The sequence below is a fragment of the Streptomyces sp. NPDC054840 genome, from assembly GCF_053611065.1.
This window is the reverse complement of record NZ_JBSGZP010000184.1, coordinates 1-11,468: the sequence shown is the minus strand read 5'-3', so window position 1 is coordinate 11,468 and position 11,468 is coordinate 1. Positions and strand designations below refer to the sequence as shown.

The 11,468-nt window shown below is 73.4% G+C and carries 11 protein-coding genes; 6 read left to right on the top strand and 5 right to left on the bottom strand.

Annotated features, from left to right (window positions below):
* Positions 1–761: LacI family DNA-binding transcriptional regulator (locus ACWGIU_RS15780; RefSeq protein ID WP_453706138.1), on the bottom strand; the 761-nt coding region annotated here is incomplete at its 3' end.
* 189 nt (positions 762–950) lie between these two features.
* Here ACWGIU_RS15780 and ACWGIU_RS15775 point away from each other — a divergent pair.
* Complete coding sequence (locus tag ACWGIU_RS15775; protein ID WP_453706134.1) at positions 951–1,988, top strand: NUDIX domain-containing protein; 1,038 nt, start codon at positions 951–953, stop codon at positions 1,986–1,988.
* A gap of 514 nt (positions 1,989–2,502) precedes the next feature.
* Here ACWGIU_RS15775 and ACWGIU_RS15770 read toward each other — a convergent pair.
* A complete protein-coding gene (locus tag ACWGIU_RS15770) occupies positions 2,503–3,867 on the bottom strand; it encodes a M20/M25/M40 family metallo-hydrolase (protein ID WP_453706132.1) in 1,365 nt (454 codons plus the stop codon).
* A 315-nt stretch (positions 3,868–4,182) separates the two neighbouring features.
* On the opposite strand from ACWGIU_RS15770, the gene ACWGIU_RS15765 reads away from it, so the two are divergent.
* Positions 4,183–5,448: a geranylgeranyl reductase family protein gene (locus ACWGIU_RS15765; protein ID WP_453706136.1), complete on the top strand. Its 1,266-nt coding sequence runs from the start codon at positions 4,183–4,185 to the stop codon at positions 5,446–5,448.
* A gap of 191 nt (positions 5,449–5,639) precedes the next feature.
* Here ACWGIU_RS15765 and ACWGIU_RS15760 read toward each other — a convergent pair whose 3' ends face one another.
* Positions 5,640–6,134: a nitroreductase/quinone reductase family protein gene (locus ACWGIU_RS15760; RefSeq protein ID WP_453706130.1), complete on the bottom strand. Its 495-nt coding sequence runs from the start codon at positions 6,132–6,134 to the stop codon at positions 5,640–5,642.
* 128 nt (positions 6,135–6,262) lie between these two features.
* Between ACWGIU_RS15760 and ACWGIU_RS15755 the strand changes: the two genes are divergently transcribed.
* The gene (locus ACWGIU_RS15755; RefSeq protein WP_453706128.1) at positions 6,263–6,955 is read left to right on the top strand and encodes a TetR/AcrR family transcriptional regulator; all 693 of its coding nucleotides are present in this window, start codon (positions 6,263–6,265) and stop codon (positions 6,953–6,955) included.
* A gap of 169 nt (positions 6,956–7,124) precedes the next feature.
* A complete protein-coding gene (locus ACWGIU_RS15750; RefSeq protein WP_453706126.1) occupies positions 7,125–8,069 on the top strand; it encodes a spherulation-specific family 4 protein in 945 nt (314 codons plus the stop codon).
* Positions 8,070–8,351: 282 nt separating this feature from the next.
* Here ACWGIU_RS15750 and ACWGIU_RS15745 read toward each other — a convergent pair whose 3' ends face one another.
* Entirely contained in the window at positions 8,352–8,603 is a 252-nt protein-coding gene (locus ACWGIU_RS15745) for a DUF6332 family protein (RefSeq protein ID WP_453706124.1), read from the bottom strand.
* 69 nt (positions 8,604–8,672) lie between these two features.
* The gene (locus tag ACWGIU_RS15740; protein ID WP_453706122.1) at positions 8,673–9,416 is read right to left on the bottom strand and encodes a maleylpyruvate isomerase family mycothiol-dependent enzyme; all 744 of its coding nucleotides are present in this window, start codon (positions 9,414–9,416) and stop codon (positions 8,673–8,675) included.
* A gap of 39 nt (positions 9,417–9,455) precedes the next feature.
* Here ACWGIU_RS15740 and ACWGIU_RS15735 point away from each other — a divergent pair, with 39 nt between their 5' ends.
* Positions 9,456–10,115: an alpha-ketoglutarate-dependent dioxygenase AlkB family protein gene (locus ACWGIU_RS15735; RefSeq protein ID WP_453706120.1), complete on the top strand. Its 660-nt coding sequence runs from the start codon at positions 9,456–9,458 to the stop codon at positions 10,113–10,115.
* A 43-nt stretch (positions 10,116–10,158) separates the two neighbouring features.
* Complete coding sequence (locus ACWGIU_RS15730; RefSeq protein WP_453706118.1) at positions 10,159–11,445, top strand: ROK family protein; 1,287 nt, start codon at positions 10,159–10,161, stop codon at positions 11,443–11,445.
* The last annotated feature ends 23 nt before the right edge of the window (positions 11,446–11,468 follow it).

Sequence of the window (11,468 nt, the reverse complement as noted above, 5' to 3'; positions counted from 1 at the left end):
GCCAGAACCCGTACCACGGTCACCGTCACCCGGTTGTTGCCGGCGAAGACGGCGGTCACCGGCTCCCGGCCCGTGAGCATCGCCCCGGCCGCCGCCGCGACCCGTTCCGGGGCCGTGGACCCGAGCGAGACCCAGGATTCCGCCACCGGCAGGCCCGCGTCCCCCATCGCCGCGCGGTAGCCGCGCAGGCGCTCCGCCACCGTGTGGATGCGGGGCTGGTCGCCGACGAAGCCGATCCGGCGGTGGCCGCCCGCGATCAGGTGGGCCACCCCGCCCCGGGCGCCGCCGAAGTTGTCCGACAGCACCACGTCCGCGTCGATCCGCCCGGCCGGGCGGTCCACGAACACGGTGGACACACCGGCCCGCATCTCCGGCTCCAGATAGCGGTGGTCGTCCCCGGCCGGGATCACGATCAGCCCGTCCACCCGGCGGGCGCACAGCGCGAGCGCCAACTCCCGCTCCCGGTCCGGGTCCTCGGCGCTGGAGCCGTTGATGAGCAGTGCCCCGTGCGCCCGGGCCACCTCCTCCACCGCCCGGTTCAGTGGACCGTAGAAGGGATCGGCGAGATCCTCCAGGACCAGGCCCACGGTGGCCGTACGGCCCTTGCGCAGCACGCGGGCACTGTCGTTGCGGCGGAAGCCGAGGGCCTCGATCGCCTCCTGGACCCGTCTCTCGGTCTCGGGAGTCACCCCCGGCTCACCGTTGACCACGCGCGACACCGTCTTCAGGCCGACGCCCGCCTGGGACGCCACGTCCTTCATGGTCGGCCGGTTGCCGTATCGGGGCTCGGACGGGCGGCGGTTGTGGGGCACGGTGGCGAATCCTCCGGGGCTCACGAGCAGGGCTGTGACCTTGAGGATAAGCACTGGGCCGGTCGTGAGGTTTTCGTGGCAGGCTGATGCGGGCAAGCCACTGGGGGCTCCGGACGAGCCATGGGGAAAGGGGTAGACGTGATTGTCTGGATCAACGGCACTTTCAGTGCCGGAAAGACCAGCACGGCCCGCGAACTGACCGGAATCCTGCCGGACAGCACCCTGTTCGACCCGGAGTTCATCGGCGACGCGCTGCGCGTGCTGCTGCCGGCCAAGCGGCTGGCGGAGGTGACCGATTATCAGGACCTGCCGAGCTGGCGGCGGTTGGTGGTGGACACCGCCGCGGCGATGCTCGCCGAACTGGGCGGGGTGCTCGTCGTACCGATGACGCTGCTTCGCCAGGAGTACCGGGACGAGATCTTCGGCGGGCTGGCGGCTCGGCGGATCCCGGTACGGCATGTGTTGCTGGCTCCTGCGGAAACGATCCTGCGGGAACGGATCGCGACACGGCGGGAACATGGGGAGCCCGCGGAGGCCGACCTGCGGGTCCGCCGGTGGGCGTACGACCACATCCCGGTCTACCAGCAGGCCATCGGCTGGCTGACCGGGGACGCACACGTCATAGACAACGGCGTGCTGACCCCGCGGGAGACCGCGGAGCGCATCGCCGAGGCCGTCCGCTCCGGCACGGCGAAGGTCTGCGACATCGTGCAGACCCCGGAGCCCACCCGGGAGACGGTGGCGGCCGGGGTACTGCTCTTCGACGAGCAGGACCGGGTGCTGCTGGTCGATCCGACGTACAAGGCGGGCTGGGAGTTCCCCGGCGGGGTCGTCGAAGCGGGCGAGGCACCCGCGCGCGCGGGCGTACGCGAGGTCGCCGAGGAACTGGGCGTCGTACTGGAGCGGCCGCCCGGGCTGCTGGTGGTCGACTGGGAACCGCCCCAGCCGCCCGGCTACGGCGGGCTGCGCCTGCTCTTCGACGGCGGTCGGCTCTCGGCGGAGGCGACGGCCGGGCTCCGGCTGCCCGGCCCGGAACTGCGCGCCTGGCGCTTCGTCACGGAGGCCGAAGCCGCCGGTCTGCTCCCGCAGCACCGGTACGAACGCCTGCGCTGGGCCCTGCGCGCCCGCGAACGCGGCCGGCCCGTGTACCTGGAGGCGGGCACGCCGGTCGGCTGAGCCATCGGCCGCCCCTCGCACGCGTGCTCCTCGGACGCGTACTCCTCGCGCCCGAGCTCCTCGGGCCGGCGTCCCTCGGACCGGCGTTCCCGCCGCGGCCAGGCGCCGGAAGGGCTCTCCCGCCCGGCCTCGGTCCGCGTTGAAGACGCCCAGCAGCGACGGGCCGACGGCGGCGACGCGGTCACCCGTGGACAGCGGACGACGGCCCGGGCGTGCGCGTACAGCGGGATCTCCCGGTCGAGCAGCACCGGTTCCGGGACGGGCCGCTCTCCCCGGGTCACGGGCGCGTCCAGGCGGTGCGCGAGGACCTGCGCACCCCAGCCCGTCGTCGCGCTCGCCGCCGGCCCCGCGAGGAGGAGCAGCCCGAGCCGGTCGGGCCGGGCGGCCGCGGACAGCGACGCGGCCACCGAGCGCAGCAGCTCGGTCCGTCCGCTCCCGGCGGGCCCCTCGATGAGCAGGTGGCTTCGTCGAGGGCGGTCTGAGCCCAGGTGTACGCGCCCCGTCCGGGGTCGGGTCAGGCGCGCTTGGACTCCGCGTAGTGGACGAGGAAGAGGGCCTCCGCCACCGACAGACGCTCCAGCTCCTGCGGCGACACGCTCTCGTCGATCGCGTGGATCTGCGCCTCCGGCTCGCTCAGCCCGATCAGCAGCATCTCCGCCTTCGGGTACAGGGACGTCAGCGTGTTGCACAGGGGAATCGACCCGCCCATGCCGCTGATCTGCATCTCCTGGCCGGGGTAGGCGGCCTCCAGGGCCGCGCGCATCGACGCGTACGCCGGGCTGTCGGTGTCCGCCTGGAACGGCTGGCCCTGGCCGACGACCTCCAGTTCGAGGCGTGCCTGCCACGGGGTGTGCGCCTCCAGGTGGGCCTGCAGCAGCTCGACGGCCGCGGCGGTGTCCACACCCGGCGGCACCCGCAGGCTGATCAGCGCGCCGGCGCTCGCGTGCACCGACGGCGTCGCGCCGACCACCGGCGGGCAGTCGATGCCGAGCACCGTGACGGCCGGGCGGGCCCACAGCCGGTCCGCGATCGTGCCCGCGCCGATGAGCTCGACACCGTCCAGGACCTTCGCGTCGGCGCGGAAGTCCGCCTCCGGGTACTGCAAGCCCTCCCACACCTCGTCCGAAGCCAGTCCGTCCACGGTCGTCGAACCGTCCGCCGCGCGCAGCGAGTCGAGTACGCGGATCAGCGCGGCCAGCGCGTCGGGGGCGGCACCGCCGAACATGCCCGAGTGCAGATTGCCGCCCAGCGTGTCGATCTTCACCTTGACCAGGCACATGCCGCGCAGGGTGGCCGTCACGGTCGGCAGGCCGAGGCGGAAGTTACCCGCGTCGCCGATGACGATGGTGTCGGCGGTCAGCAGCTCCGGGTGCGCCTCGGCGTACTGCTGGAGGCCGCCGGTGCCCTGCTCCTCCGAGCCCTCGACGATCACCTTCACGTTCACGGGCACACCGCCGTTGGCCTTCAGCGCGCGCAGCGCCAGCAGGTGCATGATGAACCCGCCCTTGCAGTCGGCCGAGCCGCGCCCGTACCAGCGGCCGTCGCGCTCGGTCAGCTCGAAGGCGGGGGAGGTCCAGGCCGCGTCGTCGAGCGGCGGCTGGACGTCGTAGTGCGCGTAGAGCAGCACGGTCGGCGCGCCCTCGGGACCGGGCAGGAAGCCGTATACGGACTGAGTGCCGTCGGGGGTGTCGAGCAGCGCCACGTCCAGGAAGCCCTCGACGCGCAGGGCGTCGGCCACCCAGTTCGCGGCGGCCTCGCTCTCGCTCTTGGGGAACTGCGCCCAGTCCGCCACCGACTGGAAGGCCACCAGCTCGGTCAGCTCCCGCTTGGCGCGGGGCATCAGCGAGGCGATGGTCTCGGCGATCGGATTCTGGGACATGGGCACGCTCCTTTTGGGTGCGACGTTGTTCTCCGTGTACGCAGCCCGCATCCGCGGGGTATGCGTATGCCGGGCGAGCGAAAGACAGTCTCGATCCTCGCACAGCGGGACGGGGCGGTCTCTCGCCGTAGGATTCCCCCGGCATCGGAGCAACCGGGTGATCAGGAGCAGCAACACATCGTGAGCAGCGACGACGACGTACGCGACGCAGACGCGGGCGCGGGCAAGGACTCAGGCGCAGGCGCAGAGGCGGGCGCGAGTGCGGACGCAGGCGCAGGCGCAGGCGTGGACACAGGCACAGGCGCAGGCGCAGGCGTGGGCGCGGGGCAGGACGCCCAGGAGGCGGGCGACGAGGCGGCCGGGGAGAGCGGCGAGGTCTGGGACGTGGTCGTGGTCGGGGCGGGACCTGCCGGGTCCTCCGCCGCGCACGCGGCGGCGACGGCGGGGCGGCGGGTCCTGCTGCTGGAGAAGGCCGAGCTGCCCCGCTACAAGACCTGCGGTGGCGGCATCATCGGCCCCTCGCGCGACGCCCTGCCCCCGGGTTTCGTGCTGCCCCTCAAGGACCGCATCCACGCGGTCACCTTCTCGATGGACGGGAAGCTGACCCGCACCCGGCGCTCGAAGCACATGCTGTTCGGGCTCATCAACCGCCCGGAGTTCGACGCCGGCCTGGTCGCCGAGGCCGAGAAGGCCGGCGCCACCATCCGTACGGGTACCGCCGTCGCCCGCGTCGAACAGCACGGGGCGGCCGTCCCCGACCGGCGCACCGTTGCCGTGGTGCTCGCCGACGGAGAGACCGTGCTGGCCCGCGCCGTGGTCGGCGCGGACGGCAGCGCGAGCCGGATCGGCGCGCACGTCGGGGTGGAGATGGACCAGGTGGACCTGGGCCTGGAGGCGGAGATCCCCGTTCCCGAGACGGTCGCGGAAGACTGGAAGGGGCGGGTGCTGATCGACTGGGGCCCGCTCCCGGGCAGTTACGGCTGGGTCTTCCCCAAGGGCGACACCCTGACCGTGGGAGTCATCTCGGCCAAGGGCGAGGGTGCCGCGACCAAGCGCTACCTGGACGACTTCATCGCCCGGCTCGGACTCGCCGGCTTCGAACCGGCCGTCTCCTCCGGGCACCTGACCCGCTGCCGCAAGCCCGATTCACCGCTCTCGCGCGGCCGGGTGCTGGTGGCGGGCGACGCGGCCGGACTGCTGGAGCCGTGGACCCGGGAGGGCATCTCCTTCGCGCTGCGCTCCGGGCGGCTGGCGGGGGAGTGGGCGGTGAAGATCTCCGAGGCGCAGGACGCCGTGGACGCGCGCCGCCAGGCCCTCAACTACACCTTCGCGGTGAAGGCCGGGCTGGGCGTGGAGATGGGTGTCGGCAAGCGGATGCTGAACCTCTTCGAGGTCCGGCCGCGGCTGCTGCACGCGGCGATCACCGGCTTGGGTCCGGCGTGGCGGGCGTTCGCCCGGATCACCCGGGGTTCCACGACGCTGGCCGAGCTGGTGGGTACCTACCCGCTGGCCCGCAAGGCGCTGCACCTGATGGACGCCCGGCAGGCGGCGGCGGCCCGAAGCGGCGACAGCCAGGGCTAGGCAGCCGTGGTGGGCGGAGACGGCGACGGCCCGGCCGGCGGTGCGGGTCCGGCGGGCGGTGCGGGTCCGGCCGGGTGCGCGGGGGCGGTGGGCGGTGCGGGTTCGGCCGTAGGGACGGCTGGCGGTGCTGGTCCGGCCCGAGGGGTGCCGTCCGGGCGGGTCACTCAGCCGGACGGCCGCCGTTCGCGGGTTCAGCCGGACACCGTGATCCGGAAGACCGGGTGGTCGCCCGCGGCCGCCCGGAGTTCGGCGTCGGAGGACTTGGCGGTGACCCCCTGGAAGAACCGGTTGACCTCCCAGCCCCACTTCTCCAGGTAGGCGCGCAGGATGCCGGCCTTCTGCACCGGGTCCGTGATCTCGGTGACGGTGAACGCGCGTACCTTGCGCCCGACGCGCAGCTCGCCGCCGCCCGCCACACGCATGTTGCGGACCCACTGGGAGTGGCCGCGGGCCGAGACCAGGTACTGGGCGCCCTCGTAGGTGTGGGGGTTGACCGGGATCCGCCGCATCTCGCCGGACGTGCGGCCGCGTACCGACAGCTCGGCGGTGCCCGCCAGGCTGATGCCGAAGCGGGCCAGCTTGCCGAAGAGCGAGTTCAAGCGGGTCGCGAAGGGGGTGGCCCGGGCGTAGTACGGGGTGGGCGGAGTGGGCGCGTTCATCATGACCTCCGAGGCCGCTTCCTCCATCGAGAGCACTGCTCTCGCTTGAGAGCAGTGTGCACGGATCGATGTATCAAAACAAGAGCAGTGCTCTCAAAATGGAGCGGCAATCCGTTTCTTGGGCAGTGCTCCGTTCGCGTGGCAGACTGACCCGCATGAACACCGTGCGAGGGGCCAGGGAACGGGCCCGCATCGAGGTCACCGCCGCCATCAAGGACGAGGCGCGTCGCATGCTCGCGGCCGAGGGCGCCGCCAAACTCTCCCTGCGCGCCGTCGCCCGCGAGCTGGGCATGGTCTCCTCCGCCCTCTACCGGTACTTCCCCAGTCGGGACGACCTGCTCACCGCTCTCATCATCGACGCGTACGACAGCGTCGGCGCGTCCGCCGAGACCGCCGACGCCCGCGCCGCAGGGGCCCCGCCCCGCGCCCGCTGGATCGCGGTCTGCGAGGCCGTCCGCTCCTGGGCGCTGGAGCACCCGCACGAATACGCCCTCATCTACGGCTCCCCGGTCCCCGGCTACAGCGCCCCCATCGACACCGTGGGCCCGGCCTCCCGCGTCGGCAACACCTTCATCGGCATCCTCCGCGCCGCGTACGAGGGCCCCGGACTCGCCCTCCCGCCACTGCCGCCCACCCTGCGCCCCGAGGCCGACCGCATGACCGCCGACTTCGCCGAGGGCCTGCCCCCGGAGGTCACCGCCGCCCTCGTCGCCGCCTGGGCCCAGGTGGTCGGGCTGGTGTCCTGCGAGCTGTTCGGGCAGTTCAACCGGGTCGTCGAGGACCGCGCCGCCTTCTTCGCGCACGCCGCCGACCAGTTGGCGCACAGGGTCGGACTGCCGGCCGTATGACGGGAGGCCGATGGCGCGGACCGTTGCGAAGATTCCGAAGGTTCACATGATGAGGGGACGGGTCGCTCCTCTGTTCCTCATACGAATGCGGGCGGTTCGGCCTTGAACGATGGGCCGCCCGTCTAGTGTTCCTCGGGTCGCCCCCTGCCGTCCGCCGGAGGAAACGTTCATGCCTCGCGCCGTGAAGGCCTTGTACGCCGCCCTGGTCACCGCCTTGCTGGCCGCGTCGGCGCCCGCCATCATCGGTGCGGCACGTGACGCGCCCCTGCCGGCCGCCCCGGCGCCCGACCCGCCGCCGACGCCCCGGACGCCGGGCGTGCGCGGCCTGGAGATCGGCGTCCCCGCGTACGTCTGGGCGAACGACCCCATGCTGACCGACCTCACCGCCACCGCGCCGGCCCCCTCGGTGGTCGTCCTGAACCCGGGCAACGGGGACTCTCCGTTCGACGGTCCCTGGCGGGCCCGCGCCGACGCGCTGCGCGCCCGCACCACGGCCACCGGCGAGAAGACGCGGGTGCTCGGCTACGTCCACACCGACCACGGCAACCGCGACATCGCCGCGGCCAAGGCCTCCGTCGACAACTACCTCAAGACCCCCGACGGCCGCCTCCACGTCGACGGCATCTTCTTCGACGTCGTCAGCCGCGACTGCGGCCCCGCCAACGCCACCCGCGACTACTACGCCGAACTGCGCCGCCACGTCCAGGACGCCATGGACGCCGCCGACCCGGCCGCCCCCGACCTCGTCGTCAACAACCCCGGCACCGCCATAGCCGACTGCTACCTGGAGCCGGGCCACCGCACCGCGGACATCTTCGTCACATTCGAGGACACGTACGCCGCGTACACCGGCGCCGGCTGGCTCGGCGGCAACGTCTTCGACCAGCTCTCCGGCTACCGTTCCGGCGCCGAACTCGACCCGAGCGGCACGGCGTTCTGGCACCTGGTCCACGACGTCCCCGACCCCGGTGCGATGCGTGTCACCTTACGCACGGCCTTCGACCGGGGCGCGGGCTACGCGTACGCGACCAGCACGGTCATGCCCAATCCCTGGAACGCGGGCCCGACATGGAAGTACCGCACCCAGACCATGTACGCGGCCACCCTCGGCTGAGACCGCGAGACACCCCGTGGGCCGGACCGCGGCATGGACCTTTGTTTCTCAGCGGGCGCGACAGCGGGACAACCGCCACCCTGTGATGCGACCAGGCGCGGCCGGCCCAGGCGAACCCGGGAACATGCCGTCGACGGCGAGCGGATGCGCGCACACTGCCGAACCGAACCGAACCGAACCGAACCGAACCGAACCGAACGGAACCGAACCGAACCGGCATACCCCCGTTTTTTTGATCGTCGACGAGCAGCCCCTGGCGGCCGTTCGTCGGCGTGCCCACGGTCAGTCCCCGTCGTTCTCCGGTCGGCGGGCGAATCCGAGCAGCACATGGGTGACGCGGAGCAGGAACACCGCCGACGCCAGGATCACGCCCGCCACGGCCAGGGTCCGGCGCGTCGACGGGGAGAGGGAGAACGCGAGCGCGGGTCCGTACACCGCACCGAAGGCGAGGACGGCCGCGAAGCAGGCACTGACGAAGGCGTAGCCGATCTCGATGGTGATCGCGTCCCGGTCCGCCTGCGTACGTCGCTCCATGCGTGGAGTGTCACAGTGCGCACTGCCCGTCACAAGACCCCCTCGCCGCCGCGCCCGGCCGTCCGTCGGTCAGATTCCGGCCGTATCCGTCCACAGCCGGGCCAGCGCCAGGTCGCCGCTCACCCCCGGACCCGCCAGCGGCGTCCGGTTCCACAGCGCTCCGTACAGCCAGGCCGCCTCGCCGGTCAGTTCGCAGTCGGCCGCCTCGCCCGTGTCGCCCCGCACCGTACGGGCCGGCTCCGCCGACAGGTGTACGGTCCACACCGCGCTGGTATCGGCGGCCCGCACCCGCACCACCTTGGGCTCCGCCGTCCGCACCCGGCTGCGCGGCCGGGCATGGAAGCCGGTCAGCAGCTCGTCCACCCCGTCCTCCGCGAACTCCGGCTCGACCTCGGAGAACAGCACACCGAGCGCGGCCTCCGCGTCCATCCGGTGCACGGCGGTCTCATGCGCCTGGCGGCGGGCCCAGAACGCCACGGGCGAGGGCGGGGCCGTCGGCAGGAAGGTCCAGCACTGCACATCGGCCGGCGCCTCGGTCAGAGTCCGCACCAGGTCCGCGTGGCCCTCCCGGAACCAGGCCAGCAGCTCGGCGCCGACCAGTTCCGGCGCGTTCGGGAAGCCCACCGGCTCCAGCCGCCGCTCCGCGACGTACCCGGTGGCCCAGCGGTGCACCGAGCCGGTGTGCCGCAGCAGGTCGGTGACGCGCCACCCCGGACAGGTGGGGACCGCGGATTCCGTACCTGCGGCTTCGGCCACCTCGGCGAGCAGCTCGCCCTCGCGCGTGAGGGTCTTCAGATATTCGGGGATCTCCATACCGTGAGTCTTATCAGCCCGCCCGCGACAATGGAGAGCATGAACGGGGAACTCTTCCCGCGCGAGCGGACCGTGATCGCCCCCGGCGCGGTGCACGTGCCCGACTGGCTCGGGGCGGAGCGCCAGGGCGAGTTGCTGGCGGCCTGCCGCGCCTGGGCCCGGCCGCCCGCCGGCCTGCGCACCGTGCGCACCCCGGGCGGTGGGGTGATGACCGCCCGCCAGGTGTGCCTCGGACTGCACTGGTACCCGTACGGATACGCCCGCACCGCCGTCGACGGCGACGGGGCGCCGGTCAAGCCGATGCCGCCGTGGCTCGCCGAACTGGGGCGGGAGGCGGTGACCGCCGCCTACGGGGATCCCCCCGGGTCCGGACCCGGGGCGGCCTACGACATCGCGCTGATCAACTTCTACGACGGCGACTCCCGGATGGGCATGCACCGCGACGCCGAGGAGCGGTCCACCGCACCCGTGGTCTCGCTCAGCCTCGGCGACACCTGCGTCTTCCGCTTCGGGAACACCGTCTCGCGCGGGCGCCCCTACCAGGACGTCGAGCTGCGCAGCGGGGACCTCTTCGTCTTCGGGGAGGCGAGCCGACTGGCCTATCACGGGGTACCGAAGGTCCTGCCGGGAACGGGCCCGCGGGAGCTCGGGCTGACGGGGCGGCTGAACATCACACTCCGGGTCGGCGGGCTGGGCTGAGCGGCGGCACCCGGCGCCCTCCGATCATGCGAGGATCGATGCCATGAACGGCAACGGGGCCCCGCCGAGGGTGGGGGATGTGACCACGCCGTCCGCGTCCGGTACGGCGGCGCGGACCAGGCTGGAACGGGGTCGCGGCGCTCTCGGACCGGCGCTGGAGCTCGTCCACACCGGCCGTGCCCCGACCCGCGCCGTGCTGACGGCCGAGCTCGGGGTGACCCGCGCCACCGCCGGAGCGGTCGCCGCCGAGCTGGAGGCTCTCGGGTTGATCCGGGTCGATTCCCGCCCGGGCGGCGCCGGGGGGACCGGCGGGGCCCAGGGCCGCCCCTCGCACCGGCTCTCGGTGGCCGAGGACGGCCCGGTGGCGCTGGCCGCCCAGGTGCACTCGGACGGCTTCCGCGCCGCCCTGGTCGGACTCGGTGGCCGCATCGTGGCCACCGCCCCCGGCAAGGTCACCGTCTCCGCCGATCCGGCGCAGGTGCTCGGCGCGGTCGTGGAGGCGGGTGCGGACCTGCTCGCGCGGAGCGGCCGCCGTTGCGTCGGCGCGGGACTCGCGGTCCCCTCGGCGGTCGCCGAACCGGACGGTACGGCGCTGAACCCGCTGCACCTGGCCTGGCCGGCCGGCTCTCCGGTACGGGCCATCTTCGCGGAGCGCGTGAAGGCGGCCGGGATCGACGGCCCGGCCCTGACCGGCAACGACGTCAACCTCGCGGCCCTGGCCGAGCACCGGCACGGCGCGGGGCGCAGCGCCCAGCACCTGCTGTGCGTGGCCACCGGGCACCGGGGGGTCGGCGGGGCGCTCGTGCTGGACGGCCGCCTGCACAGCGGGAGTTCGGGCCTGGCCCTGGAGGTCGGCCACCTCACCGTGAACCCCGAGGGCCGGGCCTGCCACTGCGGCAGCCGCGGCTGCCTGGACGTGGAGGCGGACCCGCTGGCCTTCCTCACCGCGGCGGGCCGCAGTCCCGGCCCCGAGGTGTCGCTGCTCCAGCAGGCCCGCGACCTGCTGCGCGACGAGCCCGCGGAACCGGCGGTACGGGCGGCCACGGAGGAGCTGATCGACCGGCTCGGCCTCGGCCTCGCGGGCCTGGTGAACATCCTCAACCCGGACCGGATCATCCTGGGCGGACTGCACCGGGAGCTGCTGCACGCCGATCCGGAGCGGCTGCGCGCGGTGGTGGCGGACCGCAGCCTGTGGGGGCGCAGCGGCGGGGTGCCGATCCTGCCGTGCACCCTGGACCACAACAGCCTGGTCGGCGCGGCGGAGCTGGCGTGGCAGCCGGTGCTCGACGACCCCCTGGGAGCCCTCGCCCAGGCCGTGCCGTCGAAGTAGCGCCGACCGGGCCGGGCTCGCGG